General features: G+C 56.7%; 20 protein-coding genes. 13 read left to right on the top strand and 7 right to left on the bottom strand.

Annotated features, from left to right (window positions below):
- Window positions 1–62: 62 nt before the first annotated feature.
- On the bottom strand, window positions 63–380 hold the full coding sequence (locus tag E2H98_RS13705; protein WP_133591764.1) for a Rieske (2Fe-2S) protein: 318 nt from the start codon (window positions 378–380) through the stop codon (window positions 63–65).
- A gap of 90 nt (window positions 381–470) precedes the next feature.
- Between E2H98_RS13705 and ribA the strand changes: the two genes are divergently transcribed.
- From ribA to tldD, 10 genes are all read left to right on the top strand, one after another.
- Window positions 471–1,058, top strand: coding sequence for a GTP cyclohydrolase II (gene ribA, locus E2H98_RS13710; protein ID WP_232475416.1), 588 nt, complete (start codon window positions 471–473; stop codon window positions 1,056–1,058).
- A gap of 48 nt (window positions 1,059–1,106) precedes the next feature.
- Entirely contained in the window at window positions 1,107–2,402 is a 1,296-nt protein-coding gene (gene pepB, locus E2H98_RS13715; protein ID WP_198325130.1) for an aminopeptidase PepB, read from the top strand.
- A gap of 205 nt (window positions 2,403–2,607) precedes the next feature.
- The gene (locus tag E2H98_RS13720; RefSeq protein WP_133591768.1) at window positions 2,608–3,651 is read left to right on the top strand and encodes a rod shape-determining protein; all 1,044 of its coding nucleotides are present in this window, start codon (window positions 2,608–2,610) and stop codon (window positions 3,649–3,651) included.
- Between the two features lie 81 nt (window positions 3,652–3,732).
- Window positions 3,733–4,602, top strand: a complete 870-nt coding sequence (gene mreC / locus E2H98_RS13725; protein ID WP_269769313.1) for a rod shape-determining protein MreC — start codon at window positions 3,733–3,735, stop codon at window positions 4,600–4,602.
- Window positions 4,599–5,084: a rod shape-determining protein MreD gene (gene mreD, locus E2H98_RS13730; RefSeq protein ID WP_133591772.1), complete on the top strand. Its 486-nt coding sequence runs from the start codon at window positions 4,599–4,601 to the stop codon at window positions 5,082–5,084. The genes mreC and mreD overlap by 4 nt, the downstream gene beginning before the upstream one ends.
- Before the next feature lie 4 nt (window positions 5,085–5,088).
- On the top strand, window positions 5,089–5,661 hold the full coding sequence (locus E2H98_RS13735; RefSeq protein WP_133591774.1) for a Maf family protein: 573 nt from the start codon (window positions 5,089–5,091) through the stop codon (window positions 5,659–5,661).
- 17 nt (window positions 5,662–5,678) lie between these two features.
- Window positions 5,679–7,157, top strand: a complete 1,479-nt coding sequence (gene rng / locus E2H98_RS13740) for a ribonuclease G (protein WP_133591856.1) — start codon at window positions 5,679–5,681, stop codon at window positions 7,155–7,157.
- A gap of 46 nt (window positions 7,158–7,203) precedes the next feature.
- Window positions 7,204–11,064, top strand: coding sequence for a YhdP family protein (locus tag E2H98_RS13745; protein WP_133591777.1), 3,861 nt, complete (start codon window positions 7,204–7,206; stop codon window positions 11,062–11,064).
- Window positions 11,061–11,876: a carbon-nitrogen hydrolase family protein gene (locus tag E2H98_RS13750; RefSeq protein WP_133591779.1), complete on the top strand. Its 816-nt coding sequence runs from the start codon at window positions 11,061–11,063 to the stop codon at window positions 11,874–11,876. The genes E2H98_RS13745 and E2H98_RS13750 overlap by 4 nt, the downstream gene beginning before the upstream one ends.
- Before the next feature lie 25 nt (window positions 11,877–11,901).
- A complete protein-coding gene (gene tldD, locus E2H98_RS13755) occupies window positions 11,902–13,344 on the top strand; it encodes a metalloprotease TldD (protein WP_133591858.1) in 1,443 nt (480 codons plus the stop codon).
- 17 nt (window positions 13,345–13,361) lie between these two features.
- On the opposite strand, the gene yjgA is transcribed toward tldD, so the two are convergent.
- Window positions 13,362–13,889 carry a ribosome biogenesis factor YjgA gene (yjgA, locus tag E2H98_RS13760; protein ID WP_133591781.1) on the bottom strand — a complete coding sequence of 176 codons (528 nt, stop codon included), beginning with the start codon at window positions 13,887–13,889 and terminating at the stop codon, window positions 13,362–13,364.
- Between the two features lies 1 nt (window position 13,890).
- Window positions 13,891–15,996 carry a TonB-dependent receptor plug domain-containing protein gene (locus tag E2H98_RS13765; RefSeq protein ID WP_162848195.1) on the bottom strand — a complete coding sequence of 702 codons (2,106 nt, stop codon included), beginning with the start codon at window positions 15,994–15,996 and terminating at the stop codon, window positions 13,891–13,893.
- Between the two features lie 199 nt (window positions 15,997–16,195).
- On the opposite strand from E2H98_RS13765, the gene pmbA reads away from it, so the two are divergent.
- From pmbA to E2H98_RS13780, 3 genes are read left to right on the top strand one after another with little or no spacing between them, the layout of a single operon-like run.
- Window positions 16,196–17,509 (top strand): metalloprotease PmbA, encoded by a 1,314-nt coding sequence (pmbA, locus tag E2H98_RS13770; RefSeq protein ID WP_133591860.1) that lies wholly within the window; start codon window positions 16,196–16,198, stop codon window positions 17,507–17,509.
- A gap of 12 nt (window positions 17,510–17,521) precedes the next feature.
- Window positions 17,522–18,091 (top strand): hypoxanthine-guanine phosphoribosyltransferase, encoded by a 570-nt coding sequence (locus tag E2H98_RS13775; RefSeq protein WP_133591785.1) that lies wholly within the window; start codon window positions 17,522–17,524, stop codon window positions 18,089–18,091.
- On the top strand, window positions 18,088–18,798 hold the full coding sequence (locus tag E2H98_RS13780) for a phosphorylase family protein (protein ID WP_133591787.1): 711 nt from the start codon (window positions 18,088–18,090) through the stop codon (window positions 18,796–18,798). Before E2H98_RS13775 ends, E2H98_RS13780 begins: the two co-directional genes overlap by 4 nt.
- Window positions 18,799–18,805: 7 nt before the next feature.
- Here E2H98_RS13780 and mgtE read toward each other — a convergent pair whose 3' ends face one another.
- The 4 genes from mgtE to hpf all read right to left on the bottom strand — a co-directional run bounded on the left by mgtE (window position 18,806) and on the right by hpf (window position 22,039).
- Window positions 18,806–20,161 (bottom strand): magnesium transporter, encoded by a 1,356-nt coding sequence (mgtE, locus tag E2H98_RS13785; RefSeq protein WP_133591790.1) that lies wholly within the window; start codon window positions 20,159–20,161, stop codon window positions 18,806–18,808.
- A gap of 126 nt (window positions 20,162–20,287) precedes the next feature.
- A complete protein-coding gene (locus E2H98_RS13790; RefSeq protein ID WP_133591792.1) occupies window positions 20,288–20,689 on the bottom strand; it encodes a PTS sugar transporter subunit IIA domain-containing protein in 402 nt (133 codons plus the stop codon).
- Window positions 20,690–20,735: 46 nt separating this feature from the next.
- Window positions 20,736–21,584 carry an RNase adapter RapZ gene (gene rapZ / locus E2H98_RS13795; protein WP_133591794.1) on the bottom strand — a complete coding sequence of 283 codons (849 nt, stop codon included), beginning with the start codon at window positions 21,582–21,584 and terminating at the stop codon, window positions 20,736–20,738.
- A gap of 167 nt (window positions 21,585–21,751) precedes the next feature.
- The gene (hpf, locus tag E2H98_RS13800) at window positions 21,752–22,039 is read right to left on the bottom strand and encodes a ribosome hibernation-promoting factor, HPF/YfiA family (RefSeq protein WP_133591796.1); all 288 of its coding nucleotides are present in this window, start codon (window positions 22,037–22,039) and stop codon (window positions 21,752–21,754) included.
- Window positions 22,040–22,104: the final 65 nt, after the last annotated feature.

Consider the following 22,104-nt stretch of genomic DNA (forward strand, 5'->3'; position numbering starts at 1 on the left):
TGGTCAGGAACGCCATCTGCTACGGTACCGATGCCCTGCGGCGGGCCAGCGCCGAGGGCCGCCTATTCCATCAGATAGACGATGCCATTTTCAATGCTTATCGACAAAGATTGTAATGAACGCCCCTGACATGGCCCCCAGGTGCAATAACCACTATCGATATTGAACAGTGCGCCGTGGGTCGAGCATTGCAGTTGTGTGCCATCGAGACTCATGAAGCGATTTTCCTGCCATTGCAGTTCGACGCCGGCATGCGGACAGCGATTGACATAAGCCCAGGCTTTGAGACCGCGACGCACCAGCACCAGGCTGCGATCGCGATATGGGAACGCCCTCGCCTCGCCATCCGGTATCTCGGTCAACGAACACAATGCCTGCATCGGAATGATTCTCCCCCATACGCGATGGGACTTGACAGCCTGATGTACAATATCGGCCTGTTTGTAGCATGTTTGAATGGTAATCGCTTCGTGACCGCTTCGTCTGATCTAATTCGCGCCAAATTGCCGACCCGTTATGGTGAATTTTTCATCAGTGTGCGCGCCGATGCGCCGAGTGAGCGCGCTCACGTGGCGTTGTCGATGGGCGATCTGAGCCAAGGCAGCGCGCCGCTGGTGCGTTTGCATTCCGAATGTTTGACCGGTGATGCGCTGCATTCACTGCGCTGTGATTGCGGTTTTCAGCTGGAGGCGGCGCTGTCGATGATTGCTGGCGAACAGCGCGGCGTGCTGCTTTACTTGCGTCAGGAAGGCCGGGGTATCGGTCTTGCCAACAAGCTGCGTGCTTATGCGCTGCAGGATCAGGGGCTCGACACCGTCGAGGCCAATGAGCAACTCGGTTTTGGTGCCGATTTGCGCGAATACCATGAGGCCGTGACGCTGCTGAAACAACTCGGCGTCAGTGAAGTGCGGCTGATGACCAATAACCCGCGTAAGGTGCAGGCATTGAACGACGCCGGCATCAAGGTCGTCGAGCGGGTGCCGATGCGGTTTGGTGCCAACCCTCATAACGAGCGTTACCTGGCCGTCAAAACCAACAAGCTCGGTCATCTGCTGTAAGCCGCCGTTTTTTCCCGAATCATCGTCAACGCAAAGGATATTCAAGACATGCTCGATTTCATGCCGGTCGTTTTGTCGAATCAAACTGCAGAAGCTCACTGGGGCCGCGCGCCGGTGCTGACCTTCCGGGCCGAACAAGCCTGGATTCATACCGGCGATGAGCCGCTGCGCCGGATTCAGCAAGCGGCGCGCAAGCTGGCAGCCATGCAGCTGCCGGGCGTCTCGCTGGTTGGCGACGGCTGGGACATGGCCTGTCAGTGGGCCTTTGCCCAGGGCTATGCCAGCGCCAAGAAGCCGGGTGAGCTACGCCTGGCACCGCTGAATGCTGGTGAACAGAAAGAGCTCAATGACCGCATCAAGGTCACCCGCTTTGTCCGTGACTTGGTCAACGAAACCCCGGAAAACCTGCCGCCGGTCGAGCTTTGCCAGCGCGTGATCGAGTTTCTCGAGCAGCTGGCGCCAGGCCGGATCAAGAGCCGGATCATCGAAGGCGAAGCATTGCGCGAGCAGGGATGGGTCGGCACTTACCAGGTCGGTCGCGGTTCTGACCGACCACCGGCGATGTTGCAGCTGGAATTCTGCCCGCCAGGTCAGGAACAGGCGCCGATTGCGGCGGCGCTGGTCGGCAAGGGCATTACCTTTGATTCCGGCGGCTACAGCATGAAAGCCTCGGAATCGATGCTGACGATGAAAATCGACATGGGCGGTGCGGCCACGGTCGCTGGCGCCCTGGCGCTGGCCATTCTGCACGGTTTGGATAAGCGCGTGGCGCTGATTCTCTGCTGCGCCGAGAACCTCGTTTCCGGCCATGCCTACAAGCTTGGCGACATCCTGCATTACAAGAACGGCACCTCGGTCGAAATCGTCAACACCGACGCTGAAGGCCGGCTGGTATTGGCTGACGGCCTGCTTTATGCCGGTGAGCTGGGCGCCCCGCTGGTATTTGATGCCGCGACGCTGACCGGTGCCGCTGTTACCGCACTCGGCACCGATTACAACGCCGTGTTCGCGCTCGACAAGGGCTTGAGCCAGCGCTATTTGCAGTACGCTGCTGAGCAAGGTGAGCTGCACTGGCCGTTGCCATTGGAGAAATTTCACCAGAACAACTGCCCGTCACCCTATGCCGACACCGCCAACAGCAAGCCGGTCAAGGGCGGTGGTCCCGGTGGCGCCAGCAACGCCGCCGGCTTTCTGTCGCGTTTTGTGCCCAATGGCGGAATGGGCTGGGTGCATGTCGATTTGGCTGCCGCCGCGCACAGTAATGACAACGCGTTGTGGAGTGCTGGTGGCACCGCTGTGGGCGTGTTGACGATGGCACATGCACTGATTGTCGAAACGAAATAACGGCAAACGCCTTGTGAACAAAAAAGAAAACGCGCCAAACGGCGCGTTTTCGCTATTTATCAGTGGTTTAGACTTGCTCGCTCGTTAAGGCGGTTGTTACAGTATCCGCCATTTTCCGGCTGGGGCGCAGTTCTTGCGTGTGCCTCAGTTTTTCCGGCAGCCGTGACGCTGCTGCGGTGCTGACTTCATCTGGATTCTCAACCCTATGTTCAAAAAACTGCGCGGGCTTTTTTCCACGGATTTATCAATCGACCTCGGCACCGCCAACACTTTGATTTATGTCCCGGGCAAGGGCATCGTTCTCAATGAACCCTCGGTCGTCGCGATTCGCCAGGAGCGGGTCGGTGGTCAGAAAACCATCGCGGCGGTAGGGTTGGAGGCCAAACGCATGCTCGGTCGTACGCCGGGCAATATCCTGGCCCAGCGGCCGATGAAAGACGGTGTCATCGCCGACTTCCAGTTAACCGAGAAAATGCTGCAGCACTTCATCAAGAAAGTGCATGACAGCAACTTCTTCAGCCCGAGTCCGCGTGTGCTGATTTGCGTGCCCTGTGGCTCGACCCAGGTGGAAAAACGCGCCATCAAGGAATCGGCCTATGGCGCCGGTGCCCGTGAAGTATTCCTGATTGAAGAACCGATGGCCGCCGCCGTTGGCGCCGGCATGCCGGTTTCCGAAGCGCGCGGCTCAATGGTCGTCGATATCGGCGGCGGCACTACCGAAATCGCCATTCTGTCGCTCAATGGTGTCGTTTACTCCGACTCGATTCGGGTTGGTGGCGACCGTTTCGATGAAGCCATCATCGATTATGTGCGTCGCAACTACGGCACCATCATCGGTGATGCCACCGCCGAGCGGATCAAGATTGAAATCGGTTCAGCGTTTCCGGGCAAGGAAGTGCGCGAGATCGATGTTCGCGGTCGCAACCTGGCCGAAGGTATTCCACGCTCGTTCACGATCAACAGCAACGAAGTGCTGGAAGCGCTGCAAGAGCCGCTGTCGGCAATGGTTCGTGCGGTCAAGGGCGTGCTCGAGCAGTGCCCGCCGGAATTGGCTGCCGATATTTCCGAGCGCGGCATGGTGATGACCGGCGGCGGTGCGCTGCTGCGTGACATCGACCGTTTGTTCTCGGAAGAAACAGGTCTGCCGGTGATCGTCGCCGAAGATCCGCTGACCTGTGTCGCCCGTGGCGGCGGCAAAGCGCTGGAGATGATCGACGCGCACGGCGGCGATTTGTTCTCGGTCGATTGAGTTTGTTTTCAGACCGGCGCGTGATGAACGCGCCGGTTTTTCATTTGCGATAGCTTCGCTTGAGGTGTAGCCATTAAAGCGCTGTTTTCCACTGGCCCGGCACAAGGCATCCGGCTGCTGATTGCAGCGGTGCTGGCCACTGCGCTGATGATTGCCGACCACAAGGGGCAGCACGTTTCTTTCGTTCGTCAGGCCATCGGCACCGCGCTGTCGCCAGTGGTTTATCTGGCGCAAGCGCCGAACGCGTTTTTCAATTGGTTTTCCGATGTCATCACCGAGCGCGAAACGCTGATGCGCGAAAACAAATCGCTGAAAGACGAATTATTCCTGCAACAAACCCAAGTGCAAAAACTGGTGGCGCTGGAGGCGGAAAACGCCCGTCTGCGCAACCTGCTCGGTGCTGCCCGCAAAACCCGTGGCAAACGTTTGGTCGCCGAAATCATCAATGTCGATTTTGCCTCGGCCGCCCAGCAGGTGATGATCAACCGCGGCACTGAAGATGGCGCGTTCATCGGCCAGGCTGTGCTCGATGCTTACGGTGTGCTCGGTCAGGTTGTCGATGTCTCGCAATACACCTCGCGCGTGCTGCTGCTGACCGATGCCCGTCACGCGATTCCGGTGCGCATCGAACGCACCGGCTTCAATGCCATCGTCGAAGGCGCCGGCGCGCTGAACCGGTTGAAGCTGCGCTATGTGCCGGACAACGCCGATGTCCGCGAAGGGGATTTGCTGGTCAGTTCCGGACTCGGTCAGCGTTTTCCTGACGGCTACCCGGTCGGCCAAATCGACACGATTCGGCGCAACACTGGCGAATCGTATGCCGACATCACGGTGTTGACTGCAGCCCGCATGGAACACAGCGGCGAGGTGATGCTGCTGTGGCCGGCCGAGCCTTGGCAGCCGGGTGAATACGGCAAGGACAGCGCTGAGCAAACGGAGGCGAAACCATGAGCCAGGCCCGTCACGGCACCGTCTGGGTGGTGATCAGTTTTTTGCTGGCGTTTATCGTTTCGATGCTGCCGCTGCCGGCAACGTTGAACTTGTTGCGGCCGGTGTTTGTGCTGCTGGTGTTGATTTACTGGGTGATCGCGCTGCCGCATCGCTACGGTATTGTCACGGCGTTTCTGGTCGGCCTCGCGCTTGATGTCATGACTGGCAAGATGCTCGGCATGAATGCCTTGCTGATGTCGCTGATTGCCTATTTCTCGGCCCGCTATTACAGCCGCATTCGGATGTTTACTCGGCCGATGCAGGCGTTTTATGTGCTGCTGATGACCGGTCTCGCGTTACTCGGGCAAATCTGGATCGAAAACGCCGTGCATCCGGTGGCGATCCGCAGTTCCTACTGGCTGCCGGCCTTAAGTTCCGGCGCTGCCTGGTTTTTCGTGTTTCCGTTACTGCGCGCCTATCGGCGCCGGCTGCATATCAGTTGAGCCAATGACAGCCATTTACCTTGCTTCCGCTTCACCGCGTCGGGCGCAACTGCTCGAACAAATCGGCATTGACTATCAAGTGTTGCCGGTCGATATCGACGAAACCCCACAACTGAACGAATCACCGGAACATTATGTGTGCCGGCTGGCCGAAGAAAAGGCGAGCGCGGCCTGGAACGATACCCGGCGCACTGAACCCTGGCCGGTGCTGGCTGCCGATACCTCGGTCGTGCTCGGCTCAATCATTCTCGGCAAGCCGGCCAATCGCGATGAAGGCATCACCATGTGGCGGCAGTTGAGTGGTCGCAGTCATCAGGTGCTTACCGCCGTTTGTTTGTGCGTCGGTCTGAAGAAGCGTTCGGCCTTGAGTGTCTCCGAGGTGCATTTCCGTCATCTGAGCGATGAGGAAATTCATGCCTACTGGCAGCGTGACGAAGGTTACGACAAGGCCGGCGGTTATGGCATTCAGGGCACAGCGGCGCGCTACATCGACCGCATTGACGGCAGCTATAGTGGTGTCATGGGTTTGCCGCTGCATGTGGTTGATCAGTTGTTACAGGAGTGGGACGCGACGTGAGCGTGATTTTGCCGACCATCAATCAGGAGTTGCTGATCAATGTCACTCCGCAGGAGACCCGCGTAGCGGTAGTCGAAAGCGGCGTGTTGCAGCAGATCCATATCGAAAGGGCCTGCGCCCGCGGTCTGGTTGGCAATATCTATCGTGGCAAGGTGAGGCGGGTGCTGCCCGGTATGCAGGCAGCGTTTGTCGACATCGGTTTGGAGCGCGCCGCATTTCTGCACGTTTCCGATATGCAAACGCCGAAACTGCTCAGCGAAGAAACCGGCGAACAAAAACCCATTGAACCGACACCGGATATCCGCACCCGTTTGCATGAAGGCCAGAGCGTCATTGTGCAGGTGCTGAAAGACCCAATCGGTAGTAAAGGCGCAAGACTGACGACCGAACTGGCATTGCCTTCGCGTTATCTGGTGTTGTTGCCTTATACCCAGCATGTCGGTGTCAGCCAGCGCATTGAAGATGAAGGCGAACGCGAACGCTTGAAAGCGGTGTTGGCGCCGCTGGCCGAACAACACCAGCTCGGCTTTATCGTGCGTACCGCCGGTGAAGGCGCCAGCGAAGAGGCGCTCTGTCACGATGTCGATTACCTGCTGCGGCTGTGGCAACAGATTCAGCGCCAGATGAATGCCGCCGGCCCGGAAACCGTGGTCTATCAGGATTTGAGTTTGCCGGTGCGCACCCTGCGCGATTTGTGGGCGCAAAATGTTGAGCGGGTGCGGGTTGACTCCCGCGAGGCTTGTCAGGCGATGCGCGAATTTGCCGCCGCGTTCATGCCTGGTTTGAGTGAGCGCATTGAGCTTTATGCCGGCGAACATCCGCTGTTCGACATGTACGGTGTCGAAGATGAAATTCAGCGCGCGCTGGAAAAGAAAGTGCTACTGAAATCCGGCGGTTATCTGATCATCGATCAAACCGAGGCGATGACCACGATCGACGTCAATACCGGTGCTTTTGTCGGCCACAAGAATCTCGAAGAAACGATTTTTCGCACCAACCTGGAAGCGGCCAGTGCGCTGGCCCGGCAACTGCGCTTGCGCAATCTGGGCGGCATCATCATCATCGACTTTATCGATATGAATGATGAGGAACACAAACGCCAGGTATTGCGGGCACTGGAAAAAGCGTTGGAGCGCGACCACGCGAAAACCTCGATTTCGGAAGTCTCGGCGCTCGGTTTGGTGCAGATGACCCGCAAGCGCACCCGTGAAAGTCTGGAGCATGTGTTGTGCGAGCCTTGCCCGCATTGTCATGGCCGCGCCAACGTCAAAACTGCGCTGACCGTGTGCTTCGAGATTTTCCGGGAAATCATTCGCGCCGCTCGTGCCTATGACGCCCAGGGCATCATGGTGCTGGCGTCAACGGCGGTGATCAACGCGTTGCAGGATGGCGAAGCCAACAGCATCGCCGAACTGGAATTATTTATCGGCCGACCGATCAAGCTGCAGGCCGAACCGCTGTATGCCCAAGAGCAGTTTGATGTGGTGTTGATTTGATGGGCGCAGGTGGACCGATATCGGCGCGCACGATGTGTGAATCCAGATGATTCGCGCCGGTCTGAAATGGTTCTGGTATACGCTGGCGGCGCTGATCATCGGCATCGCGGTACTGGTCAGTCTCGGCCGTTTGCTGATGCCGACACTGGACACGATGGCGCCGCGCTTCGAACGTTATCTGGAAAAGAAAACCGGTGCCGAAGTCAGCATTAGCGAAGTGAAAGGCGCCTGGCGCGGCTTTGGCCCGGAAGTCACGGTCGAAGGTATCGATTTTCGTTCGCCGGTCAGCAATGAGTTGCTGCTGCAGATTGGCCGGCTGCATATCAGTCTCGATATTCCTCGTTCGATTCTCGCCGGCGATCCGGTATTGCGCGGCTTCGAGCTGGATAAACTCGATGTCGCGGTTGCACTTGATCAACAGGGCCAGCTGATTCTTCCGGGCATTGCGATGCAAACCGGCGATGATCCGGTTTCTGCGCTGTACATCATTCGTTCGCTGCTCAGGCACCAGCAGGTGGCGATCAGCAACGCCCTGATTCGCTATCAGCGCGCTGACGGCAATGTCTTTGATTTGCGCCTGCCAACGCTGGCCGTGCGCAATCGTCCCGGCTTTCATCAATTGCTTGGTGATTTGCAGTTGCACGAAGGCGGCAGCGGCAAGCTGGTTCTGGAGTTGAGCGATTTTCCGCTCGGCGACAACGACACGATGTCCCTGTATCTGGAAAGCGATCAGCTGCAACTGGAGCGACTACCGATTCCAGCGTCGATGATCGGTGTCGATATTGAGCAGGGCAAATTGCAACTGAGGCTGTGGTCGAACTGGCGCGATGGCAGTTGGAAAGATGCCCAGGCGGATCTGAACATCAGTGCGCTGCAACTGCGCAATGAGCAGGGCGCGCACAAACAGATTCAGGAATTCTCCGGCGCCATCAATGTTCAGCGGGTCGATGACGATTTATGGCGGCTACGCAGCCAGGATTTGAAACTGATCAGTGGCGATCAGGATTGGCCGCCGTTGTGGTTGCAGGGTGAAATCCATCGACGTGACGAAGGTCAATTGCATTGGCAGTTGGATTTCGGTGAAATCGATCTGGCGCGCTTGCTGGCCGAAGTGCAGTTCTCCAGCAAGCTGACCGGTGAATGGCGCGAGCAGTTGAACGCGCTGGCGCTGGCTACGCATGTGCCGATCGTGCAGCTTGATTTACTCAGTCAGGATGAGCAGTTACTTGATTGGGCGATGGCGGCCGAGTTCGCCGAGTTGCAATACCAAAGCGAAACGCTACCGGTGATCAGCGGCGTTTCCGGCCGCCTGTTATTGTCTGACAATGAAGGCGCGTTGCGCCTGAAGGGACGGAACGGCCAACTCGATTTCCATGACGTGTTTCGAGGACCGTTGGCGTTCGATACGCTCGATATTGCCGGTCGTTGGCAGCAGCAGGATGACGATTGGCTGATCAGTGTGCCGCATCTGCAATTTCGTCATGGCGATGCCGATATCGATGCGCGGGCGCAAGTGCTGCTGCTCGATCAGCAAGAACCGGAACTGGCCTTGTATGCCGAGTTGCGTCACGGCAACGGCGCCAACAAAAGCACCTATTTTCCGATTGCGGTCATGCGACCGAATCTGGTTGAGTATCTCGACCAAGCCATCGCTGATGCCAAGGTTGAAAAAGCCATTGCCGTGATTCGAGGCCCGCTACGCGGCATGCCGTATCGCGAGCACGAAGGCATATTTCAGATTGATGCCGATGTACGCGATGCCAAGTTTGAATTTGATCCCGACTGGCCGGAAGTCGAGCAGTTGCAAGCGCGTTTGCAGTTTATTGGCGATCAGATGCAAATCGATATTACCAGCGCCAAACTGGCCAGTTGGCAAGTCGACAGCGGCAAGGTGGTGTTGCCGCATATGACTGGCGCGTCAACGCCGTTGCAGGTCGAGGCCAGTGGCCATGGTGATGCCGGCGCCGGTATCAACATTCTTGAACAATCCGATGTCGCATCGATTGGCAAAACGCTGAAGGCATTGTTCACGATGCAAGGCGATGTTGGCGTTGATTTGCAGTTGGCGATTCCGATGGCGAAAGGTCAGCAGACCAGCGTCGATGGCAAAGTCAGCTTGCAGCAGAACCGCATCGTGTTGAATGCGTTGGCCTTACCGCTGCGGGAAACCGAAGGCGAAGTGCATTTCAACGAACACGGATTGAGTGGCGGAAAAGTTTCTGCTGAGTTGCTCGGCGGCGCCTTGCTGGCCAATATCCATCACGAGCAACAAGCGGCTCGAATTCAATTTGAGGCGGAAGTCGAGCATGCCGATATCGCACGCTGGCAGCCTTATCCATTGCAACGCCAGGTCAGCGGTCGGATGAAGCTCGATGGCAATCTGCGTTTGCCGGATGCCGCGAGCCAACCACTGGTGCTGGAATTGCAATCCGATTTGCAAGGTATCACGCTCGATTTGCCGGCACCATTTGCCAAGACCGCGGAACAACCGCGAGCAACCAAAGCCCATGTCGTGCTGGCAGAATCAAGCCGCAGCTTCAGCGCTTCAATGGCTGAGCTACTGCGGATCGAAGGCGAACAAAAAAGCGATGACGAGTGGCGCACCGAGTTGCTGCTTGGCGATGCGCAATTCACCGGCCACCATCAGGGTTTCAGCATTCGCGGTGATTTGGAACGTGTGGAGCTGGCGCAGTGGCTGCCGATTATCGAACAGGCCGTTGCCCATCGGGAATTGAATGTCGGTGAATCGCTGTATGCCTCCGATCAGCCATCGACCATCAATTGGACACCGAGGCTGGCGCTGGATATCGAACAACTCGATGCATTCGGTTACCCGTTGCCGCAGGTGCAACTCGGTGGCCATGGTCAGCAGCAAGGCTATCAACTGGTTGTCAATAGCGAAGCGTTGACCGGTCAACTGCGCTGGCAACAGGATTTACCGTTGCAGATTGATTTGCGCGATTTCAATCTGAAAACCGGCAATGGTGAAACCGAAGCGGCCACCACCGAAAACAACGAGCAACCGCCGCGCTGGCCGGAAATGGATTTTCGTTGCGCCCAGTGCAGCTGGAATGATCTGTTGCTGGGTGATGTCAGCGCGACACTGCGTCATCGCGATCAGGCAGACAAACTGCAGTTCAATATCGAGTTGCCAAAACGCCTGACGGTAAAGGCCGAAGGTGAATGGGCGCCGGAACCAAACCAAACCCGGATCAAAGGCACGATGCAAACGCCGGATATCGCGGCCTTGGCAGAAACCTGGAAATTCGCTCGAACGATTACCGAATCGGGTGCCACGATGCAGTTTGAGCTGCACTGGCCCGGTCAGTTGACCGATATCAGTGGCCGGCGTATGGTCGGTAGTATGAGTGTTGACGTCAGTGAAGGCGTCATCGCCAATGCCTCGGATTCCGGTGCCCGGGTGTTCAGTCTGTTGTCCTTGCAATCGCTGTTGCGTCGCTTGTCGCTGGATTTCAGCGATTTGTTTCAAAAGGGTTTTCACTTTGACCAAATGAGCGGCACGTTCACGATTGCCGATGGCAAAGCGAAAACCACCGATGCGCGTATTGATGGCGTCTCCGCTGATGTCGCGATTCAAGGTGAAACCGATTTTGTCAACAAGACGCTGAATCAAACAATGCAAGTGCAACCGGAGCTGTCCAGCAGTTTGCCGGTGTTGGCCGGCTGGGTGATCAGCCCGCAGACTGGCGTGCTGGTCTGGTTGATGAACAAGATTTTTATTGAGCCGGCTGTTGATGTCGTCACCGGTCTGGAATACACGGTGACCGGTTCCTGGGAAGATCCGCAAGTGATCGAGCAAAAACGTACCCAGAAAGAAATCGAACTGCCGAAAGAGGATTTGCTTCAGTTGCAAGATGCCGAAACGGAAGGAGAGCCGAAGCAATGAAAGTGGCGGCTGTGCAAATGGTGTCCAGCAGCGAGCTGGAACACAATCTTGAGCGCGCTGAAGCGCTGATCAAGCAAGCGGCGGCGGCAGGTGCCGAATTGATCGTATTGCCGGAAAATTTTTATTTGATGGGCAAATACGAGCAGCAAAAATGTGAGCTTGCTGAATCTTACGATCCGAATGCCCGGATTCAGCGCTTGTTGGCAACAATGGCGGCGAAACATAAGTGCTGGATAGTGGCCGGCACGTTACCGATTCGCGCCGATGACCGACATGTGCTGGCGCGCGCGGTGTTGTACGACCCGCAAGGTCTGCCGGCAGCGTTTTATGACAAACGCCATCTGTTCGATGTGCATTTACCCGCTGATCAGGAAAGCTATCTGGAGTCGGCGTCGATCAAACCTGGCGATCGTCTGGTGACGCACAGCTTGAATCCGCAGTGGTGCATCGGTTTCAGCATTTGTTATGACTTGCGCTTTCCCGAGCATTACCGTTCGCTGACCGCTGCTGGCGCCAATATCCTGGTCGTTCCGTCAGCGTTCACCAAACAAACCGGTGCGGCACATTGGCATACCTTGCTGCGCGCCCGGGCCATCGAAAACCAGTGTTTCGTCATTGCCCCGAATCAAGGTGGTACCCACGATAATGGTCGCAAAACCTTTGGCCATTCGATCATCTATGATCCATGGGGTGAAACGCTGGCTGAACACGAGAACGGGGAAGGGCTGGCGATAGCGACTCTGGATTGGGATAAATGGCAGGATTTGCGCCAACGATTTCCGGTGCTGAGTCATCGCCGTCAACTGGGCTAAACCGCCACTGGAACAGGGGTTAATGATGAACCGCTCATGGCAGATTGCCGAACAACAGATTTTGACGCCATCGGCGCTCGATACCGGCGCGTTGGCACGCGTCATGGACAGCGTGCTCGGTCATGCCGTCGATGCCGCCGAATTGTATTTTCAGGCCAACGTTCACGAAGCCTGGTCGCTTGAAGATGGTCAGGTCAAAGACGCCAGTTTCAGTGTTGACCGCGGCGTTGGTGTGCGCGCCATGGCCGGTGAGAAAACCGGCTTTGCCTACTCCGCCGATCTGGAAATGAATGCGTTGTTGCAGGCTGCAGGTGCGGCGCGCTCAATTGCCAGATTGGGGCAATCGCATAGCGCCAATATGCTGACCCAGCGACAACCGAAAGCACTGTATCCGGCGATCAATCCGATCAACTCGCTGAGCGAGTCGCAGAAAATCGATTATCTGCGTCGGGTCGATGCGTTCGCCCGCTCACTGGACCCGCGTGTTGTCGAAGTGCAGGCTTCGTTCTCGGCGGTGTCCGATACGATTATCGTCGCGCATAGCGACGGCACCTTGGCTTCCGATGTGCGGCCGCTGGTGCGCTTCAATATTTCCGTCATCGTCGAGCAAAGTGGTGAGCGGCAAAGCGGTTATGCCGGCGGTGGTGGTCGTTACGATTTCAGCCAATTGCTCAACGAGGATTTCCCGCTTCAATGTGCGCGCGAAGCAGTGCGTCAGGCGCTGGTCAATCTGGAAGCGATCGACGCACCGGCCGGTGTAATGCCGGTAGTGCTTGGACCGGGGTGGCCCGGTGTGCTGTTGCATGAAGCCGTCGGTCATGGCCTCGAAGGCGATTTCAATCGCAAAGGTTCGAGTGCATTCTCCGGGCGCATCGGTCAGCAAGTGGCGTCACCACTTTGCACCGTTGTCGATGACGGCACCTTGTTCGGCCGTCGTGGTTCTTTGAGCATCGATGATGAAGGCACGCCAACGCAGTGCACGACCTTGATTGAGAATGGCATTCTGCGTGGTTACATGCAGGACAAACAAAATGCCAAGCTGATGGGCGTTGACGCCACCGGCAATGGTCGGCGTGAAAGTTACGCGCATTTACCGATGCCGCGGATGACCAATACCTACATGCTGGCCGGACCGCACGATCCGGAAGAAATCATTCGCTCAGTGAAAAAAGGCTTATATGCCCCGCATTTCGGCGGCGGCCAGGTCGATATCACGTCGGGCAAATTTGTGTTCTCGGCCAGTGAAGCGTATTTGATTGAAGACGGCAAAATTACCCGACCGGTTAAAGGCGCGACACTGATTGGTAATGGTCCGGAAGTGATGACCAAGATCAGCATGGTCGGCAATGATCTGAAGCTGGATGATGGTATCGGTGTTTGCGGCAAGGCCGGACAAAGCGTGCCGGTTGGTGTCGGTCAGCCGACCTTGAAAATCGATCAGCTGACGGTTGGCGGAACTCAAGTCTAAAGCACAGATCAGCACGCTCAGGCGCTGAGTTGTTCTCGCAAGTAGCGAAACAATTCTCGTGCGGAGGCCGGCGGCTTGTTCAGCTCGGCCTCCTTGCGGGCGCTGCGTTCCAGTTGCCGCAATTTCTGCCGGTCGGCTTGCGGGAAGGCTTCGAGAAACGCGTTGATGGCGGTATCGCCCTCTTGCAGAATCCGGTCGCGCCATTGTTCTACTTGATGATGTTGTTGTGCCGCCAAGGTTGCACCGTGGCGCAACAGCTTCAGTTCCTGCTCAATCGGTTCGATGTCGACGTCGCGCATGACACGGCCAATGAATTGCAGTTGTCTACGCTTGGCGACATTGCTGGTGATTTTCTGATAAGCGTCAATGGCGGCAATCAATTGCTCCGGCAAGTCGAGTTTTTCCCGCGCTTTTTCCGATAGCTCTGCCAACTCCTTGCCGAGTGCCTGGCGTTCGTGCATTTCCCGTTTGACGGCGGATTTGCTGACTTCTTCCTCACCGTCGAAATAATCGCCGATATCGTCAAAGGGATCGTGTCCGGACATGTTAAAAACTCAAGGTTGCCTGCATCCAGGCAATATTGTAATCGTTTTGGCGATTATTATCGTCAAAGTAATAATTGCGGTCCTGGCGTGAGTCCAGTGTCAGACTGAGGTCCAGCCGTGTTGACGATGCCAACTGGAACGATTTGGCCAGACGACTGCGCAGCAAACGAAAATCCTGGTTCCAGAAATTGTCCATTTCATGCCAGGCCAACGACCATTCCCAACCGGTCGGGTGTTGATAGGCCAGCAGCGCCTGCGAGGTGTGCTCGGCGCTGGATCGCTCGTAACGCGGAATCGTCGCTTTGTCGAAATCAAGCAGACTGTAACCGGCGAACAATAACCAGCGCTTGCTGAGGCGCCACTGCAATTGAAACTCGGCGCCGCGCTGACGCAGCTCGCCATCATTGCTGATATCGAAATTATAGAGATTGGTGCCACCAATCATCAGATCGCGCAGTTCGTCATCAAACAGCTTTACATCAATCGTCAATTGTTGATTGAGAAAGCGGCCATTCCAGCCGATTTCCCGCGACCAGATTTCTTCGACGCCGAGATTGCCTGGTGCCATCGCGCTGATGTAGAAGAAGGCAAACGGATCGCTGCCATTGACCGGTGTATCCAAATCGGCAATGCGGTAGCGGTAGTGCGACTGATCTTCGAACAAATCCGGTGTGCGCACGGCGCGAGCAACAATGAAGCGCAGCGTATGCTGCGCGGCCAGTTGCCAGTTCAGCGCCAGCCGCGGTGAAAACTCGCCGCCGACCAAATCGTCATACTCGTACATGCCACCGAGATTGCTGATCAGGTTTTCTGACAGACGCCATTCCAGATTGGCAAACGCGCGGTACAAGGAATTGTGCAATTCGCCGCCGAAATAGGTTTCCGAACGCACTTGATCGCGGCGCGCCGAAATGCCGCCCACAATGCGCATCGCGTCACTGAACACAAAGGTTTCCTGCCATTCGATATCGAAGCGGCTTTCGCGCAGGTGCTGATTGGCCGTGCCGCAGCTCGGTACCAGACCATTGTTGGCAAAACGGGCAAATACCGCCGGTAGCAACGCGGCGACCTCGATGCTTGGCGGTACCGGTGGCGGCAAACCCTCGCCGATGGCGTCAATCAGCGCATTGGTGTAATCGCGGTCAGTGCGATACAAAAGCCCCAGCTCATCGCTCAGGAAAATTTGTGGAATGCAGGTGCGCCAGTCTTCGCGGCTGTTGTGGTAATTGATATAGGCCTGCAGTTTGCTTTGATGGCGGGCATCGTGGTCAATAAACCAGTTGCCTTGCAGGAAGCCGTATTCGGTATTCGCCTCGTGATACGGCGCCGGTTCAAAATCATCGAGCAGCGAAATTTGATCTGTGCCCCGGCTATAACCCATTTGCAGACTGACGCGTTCGCGTTCAGAAATGGTGCGCTGCCAGTCGGCATTGAAGAATGAACGTTGATAACTGTCGTAGCGTTTGTTGCCATCGCGATCGAGATCGAAACCATCATCGCCACGATGACCAAGGCTGAGTCGGAAACTGCCGTCGGCGACGGTGTCGGCGTGACGCAGCAGCGCATGGCGAATGCCGTTCTCACCAACGGTGGTGCTGATGGTATTGCCGATGACATCAACCGGATGCACGGTGATGATATTGATCACGCCGAAAAAGGCGTTGGCACCGTACAGCGCCGTGTTCGGTCCGCGCACGATTTCAATGCGCTGAATATCATCGAGCGCCAGCGGAATGTTGTGCCATTCGATGCGTGCCAGTGCCGGTTCGAAAATGGCGCGGCCATCGATCAGCACCTGCATCCGTCGGGAAATATCCTCGACCAGGCCGTGATAGCTGAGCACCGGATTGGTGCCGTTCTCGTAGCCGATATGCATGCCGGGCACCAGCCGCAACAACTCCGGCAGCGTACGGGCACCACTCAAACGAATCAGCTCACGATCCAGCACCGTGACACTGGCCGGCACTTCATCGGCAGGCTGTTTCAGCCGGGTAGCCGTCAACACCACCGGCATATCGCTGAACAGCGCATCGTCAACAGCGAGTGGCTCAACGGCTTTTGCCACGGAGCTGGCGAGCACCAGCGACAGTATTATTGGTCTTTTCATAACGAAACCGGTCTCCCCAGTTTGGCCTATAGTGAAACAAGGCATAGAGGCCGTCAAATCAGTCGCTCGTGCTATCCTTGCCGCCTGCCAATTTTCCCCAACCGCCAACAGGAGTGAGCCGGTGTCTGCCAGCCCTGCCATCGATAACCCGACCATTGACGCCCTGGATGCCGACCAGGAAATCCGCCGTTTGCGCAGCATGGTTGAAGCGATGCTGGTCGAAGCCAAGCGGCTGGGCGCCAGCGCGGCTGAAGTCGGTGTCAGCCGCGATATCGGACTGCAACTGGCTGTCCGTGAAGGCGATGTCGAAACGCTGGAATTCAACCGCGATGGCGGGTTTGGTATTTCGGTTTATTTTGGCCAGCGCAAAGGCCACGCCAGCTGCACCGACACCCGCATGGACGCTTTACGTGCGGCCGTTAAAGCGGCTTGCGAAATCGCCCGGCATACGGCCGAAGATCCCTACGCCGGTTTGCCGGAAGCCGAGATGCTGGCGACCGAGTTTCCCGATCTGGATTTGGATCACGCGATCAACATTACCGCTGATCAGGCGATTGATATCGCGCTGCGCTGCGAACAAGCCGGTTTGCACGCCGAGAGCAGTGTCAAGAAAACCGATGCGGTGCATTTTTCCAGTCATCGCGGCGTGCGTGTTTACGGCAATTCGATCGGTTTTTGCCAAGGCGTTGCCAGTTCGCGTCACAGCATCAGCGCGACGATGATCGCCGAAGATGAGCGTGGCATGCAGCGCGACTGGTGGTACACGGTTGCGCGCGATCCGAGCGAACTCAACTCGCCGGAATCGGTCGGCAAAACCGCCGCTGAACGCGCCGCCAAACGGCTTGGCGCACGGCCGATGAAAACGGGCTCGATGCCGGTGTTGATGGTGCCGGAAGTGGCGCGCGGTTTTATCGGTCATTTGTTGTCGGCGGCGCGCGGCGGCAATCTCTACCGCAAATCCTCATTCTTGTGTGACAAGCTCGGCACCGAGGTGATGCCGAATTGGCTTTCCTTGCGCGAGCGGCCATTCTGGAAAAAAGGTTTGGCCAGTGCCGCGTTCGACAACGAAGGCGTACGCACCCGCGAGCACGACATCGTCGCTGACGGCAAACTGGAGAGCTATGTGCTCAGCACTTATTCGGCCCGGCGGCTGAAACTGCAAAGCACCGGCAACGCCGGCGGCGTGCACAATCTGCAGGTCGACTCCGCACAGGAAACCTTGAGCTTTGCGCAATTGCTGAGCGAGATGGGTGAGGGCGTTGTCATCACTTCAGTCATGGGCCAGGGCATCAATCTGGTCAATGGCGATTACTCACGCGGAGCCTCCGGCTTCTACGTGAAAAACGGCGAGATTCAACACGCCGTTGAGGAGATCACCATCGCCGGCAGCTTGCCGAAATTGTTCAAGCACATTCGCGTACTCGGCAACGATATCGAACGGCAATCCTCCATTCGAACCGGTTCACTGCTGATCGACGGGTTTACCGTTGCCGGTCAGCACCATCAAGACTGAGTTTTCTGTTTTATGTCCGTATTCATTCCGTTGTCCTACGACCATTTTGCGCCGGCCGAGGCGCAAGCAAAAGTATTGCTCGGCCCAGAACAAATCAACGCCATCGTGCGCCGACTGGCGCTGGAACTGGAGCGCGACTATCAGGACAAGCATCCGGTATTGCTGACGGTGATGTCCGGTGCATTGGTGTTTGCCGGTCAACTGATGACCCACTTGCGCTTTCCGCTGCAGCTCGACTATTGCCACGTCACGCGCTATCGCGGCGCGGCCCGTGCCGACGAATTGCAGTGGCTGGTGTCGCCGCGCTTAGCGCTGAAAGATCGGCATGTATTGGTGCTCGATGACATTCTCGATGAAGGCCATACGCTGTTGCACATCGAGCGCTTTGTGCAGGCGCAGGGCGCGCGTTCCTGCGCCAGTGTCGTGTTCTGTGACAAGCGCCATGATCGCAAAGCGGAAAAAGATATGCGCGCGGCGTACACCGGCGTCGACATTCCCGATCGGTTCGTGTTTGGTTTTGGTCTGGATTATCTGGAGTACGGTCGTAATTGTCCGGCACTGATGATCGTGGAGTCGCTGTGAAGCTTTGTTTTCTGTTGGCGATGCAAAGCGAAGCCGAGCCCTTGCTGCAGGCGCTGAGCGCTACACCAAAAACCGCTGCATGGCCAAACTGGTTGCCGTTTCGCTTATTTCACAGCGCGTTTGCCGAGCACGATATTCATCTGATCATTTCCGGCGAAGACAAGCGCTTCAATGTTGACAATATCGGTCTCGAAGCGGCCAGTCTGATGACTTATCTGGCGTTGGAAAATCTGCAACCGGATTTATTGATCAGTGCCGGCACTTGCGGTGGCTTTGCCACTAAAGGCGCGCAGATCGGCACGGTATATCTAGCGGATACGTTTTTGTTTCACGATCGCCATGTGCCGTTGCCTGGCTTTGCCGACAGCAGCATTAGCCATACCAATACCTATGATGTCTCGACGTTGGCAGAGGCATTGTCTTTGCCAATCACCTCCGTTTCTTCCGGTAGTTCACTGCTGAAGCAGGACAGCGATTTGGCCGTGATGGCGCGCTTCGATGTCGGTGCCAAGGAGATGGAGGCGGCGGCGATTGCCTGGGTTTGCCAGCTTGCCTCGCAGCCAATGCTGGCGCTGAAAAGCGTCACCAATCTGCTCGATGAGCAAGGTTCTTCAGAGCAGCAATTCGTTCGGCATTTCTCGTTGGCCGTGCAACGGTTGACGCATGAAGCGCTGCGCTTGCTTGAGGTATTGCCGAAACGGAATTAACGGATGCTTACAGCAAAATCAGCGTCGTCAAACCCAGGAAGGTCATCAAGCCAACAATATCGGTAACGGTGGTCAGCAGCATATTGCCGGCTAGCGCCGGGTCGAGATTGAAATGACGCAGCAGCAAGGGAATGCCGACGCCGGCCAAATTGGCGGCGATCATCGTCGCCAATAACGCGCCGGAAATGACGCCGCCGAGCAGCCAGGATTTCCATAAGCCGATCACCACCAAGAGTAGTGCGGCCATGATCAAACCATTGATCATGCCGATGGCGATTTCTTTGCCAATCAGCCAGCGGTAGTTGCTCTTTTCGATATGACCGAGTGCGATACCGCGTATCGTCAGCGTTACCGCCTGATTGCCAGCGGCACCGCCCATGCTCGGCACGACGAGCAGCAGTACGGCGACAGTGGCCAGTTGCTCCAGTGTGCCCTCAAAGGCGTTATTGACCAGCGCCGCGACTAACGCGGTGACCATGTTGATACCGAGCCAAATCGTGCGACGTCGAGCGGATTGCAAGACCGGGCCAAAGGTTTCTTCGTGCTCATCCAAACCGCCCATACTTTTCAATGAGCTGTCGGCTTCTTCGCGGATAACGTCAACGACGTCATCGATGGTGATCCGGCCGATCAACACGCCTTCTTCATCAATAACCGGGGCAGAAACCAAGTCGCGGCGTTCGAACAACTGCGCGACTTCGGTGTCTTTCATGTCGACCGGAATGCGCAGCACATCAAATTCGATCAAATCTTCAATCAGCTCTTCTGGCTGACTGGTGACCAAGGTCGACAGTGCGACGGTACCAACGAATTGATCATCGCGATCGACAACGAACAAGGTGTCGGTGGCTTCCGGCAATTCGCCACGCAAACGCAGATAACGCAACACGACATCGACGGTGACGTCCGGACGCACGGTGACCGTGTCGGTGTTCATCAAACCGCCGGCGGTGTCTTCCGGATAGGCGAGGGCCTTCAGTACCCGCGCCCGGTTCTGCTCGTCCATCGAGCGCAGCACTTCGCGGTACAGATCGTCCGGCAAATCGGCCAGCAAATCGGCGACGTCGTCGGTGTCGAGTGAACGGGTGGCGGCGGCCAGTTCCTGCGGCGCCATGCGGCCGAGGAACACAGCGCGGATGTCGTCATCCAGATGTTGCAGGATGTCGCCTTCGCGACTGGAATCGATCAGCTTCCAGACCAGTTCACGGGTGCGCGGTGGCACCGAGGACATCAGGTGGGCCACATCAGCTGCCGGTAATTCGGTCAACAAGCGGCGCGCATGGACAAACATTCCGCGCGCCAACGCCGATTGTAATCGGGTCAGTGGGCTCGGAACGATGTCAGGGGCGGCGGCTTCGACCATGAAAACTCCAGAAGGGAAACGGCGGCTGCGGGATTACGCCTGGCGGCGCACACAAAGCGTGCATAGGGTACCGTAGTTAAACGGCAAAAAACACTTTGCCCTTTATCCCTGCGCAACGTTTGTTGATCAGTCTGGCATCGGCATCGAATATTCGCGAATAGCGTTCTTGCCGGCATGCAATACCCGCTGACTCTGTGCCGCCAGATCGTGATTCGGTTCTGCCAGCACGGCGTTGAACATTGCATGATTGAGTCCGGCAACAACCATGATCAAGGTTTCGCGTGCGGCCTCTGACAGCGCGACTGCCAAGGCTTCGCCAACGGTATCGCAGAGCACCAGTACGCCGGCGCCTTGATCAAGTTCGCGAATTTTCAGACTTAAGTGATGGCTCAGTACCGAGGCGCCCATTTCCTGATGAATGGCCATGGCCCGTAATGGCAACACGCTATCGACGTCCGGCGATTGCTGGGCATCAACCAGTTGATGGGCGAAATCATCATGGGTCAGCAGTAAGACACCGATATGCATGGCTTAACCTCGAAGACAAAGCAACGCTGGGGCGAGGCGTTGGTGTTCAACTGCGCAGATCACGATGGCGCACCTGCGTTTGCGGATGGGTTTGCCGGAAGTAAGCCGCCAGTTGCTCGGCAACATAAACCGAACGATGCTGGCCGCCGGTGCAACCGATGGCAATGGTCAAATAAGAGCGATTGTCCTGTTCGAAACGCGGCAACCAGGTTTCCAGGAATACCCGAACTTGCCAGATAAATTCCGAGGCGCGATCCTGGTTTTGGAAGAACGCTTGAATCGCCTCATCTTTGCCGGAGAACGGACGCAACTGCAGATCCCAGTATGGATTGGGCAGGCAGCGGGCGTCGAACACGTAATCGGCATCGACCGGCACGCCGTTCTTGTAGCCAAACGATTCGAACAGAATATCGACACTGTTTTTCCGATGCGACAACACCCGTTGCTGAATCAATTCGCGTAACGCGTTGCTGCTCATGTTGGTGGTGTCGATCAACAAGTCGGCACGCATCGCAATCGAACTCAAGCGCTCGCGCTCGCGGTCAATGGCTTCATTCAGCGACATGCCTTCGTCGGTCAGTGGATGGCGGCGACGGGTTTCGCTGTAACGTTTCAGCAGCGTGTTTTCATCGGCATCGATAAACACGATATGCGGCTGACGGAACTCAGCTTTCAGCTGATCGAAAATCTGGTCGAACTGGGCCAGTTCTTCAGCGGCGTTGCGGGCATCAATGGCAACGGCGATATCGGCGTGATTGTGATGCACCTTTTCCAGCAAAGCCGGTAGCAGGCTGACGGGCAAGTTGTCAACACAGAAGTAACCGTGATCTTCCATGGCATTCAGGGCAACCGATTTGCCGGAACCGGACCGTCCGCTGACCAGCACTAGAGACATAAACACTTCGAAAAAAACAGGCAGGTAGGCGAGAGCCTAGCACAAGATTATGACGCCATGCAGCGCTGGCCAGAGCAAATAAGTTGGAAATGACGAGTGACAAATGACCTACTGCGGCGCTGAGGATCAAAAAAGGCGCCATCGGCGCCTTTTCGGTTTGGCACGGATCAGTGACCGCGCATCATTTCCTTGTGTTTGATCACTTGCCGATCGAGCTTGTCGATCAGCAGGTCAATCGCCGTATACATATTGGCGTCTTCACAATCGGCATAAATTTCACCGCCGCTCAGGTTGATCTTGGCTTCCGCTTTCTGCCTCAATTTTTCCACGGTCAGCACAACGTGGACATTGGTGATGTTGTCGAAGTGGCGGGTCAGCTTTTGAAATTTTTCGTTGACGAAGCTGCGAATGGCGTCGGTAATTTCCACATGATGGCCGGTTAGATTGATTTGCATAGGGTGCTTCCTCTTGTTTGCCATGCCGTTATTGGACTGGTATCCAAAGAAATCCGGTGGTCCTG

Origin of the sequence: Permianibacter aggregans (genome assembly GCF_009756665.1) — a bacterium.
Classification (GTDB): Bacteria; Pseudomonadota; Gammaproteobacteria; order Enterobacterales; family Permianibacteraceae; genus Permianibacter; species Permianibacter aggregans.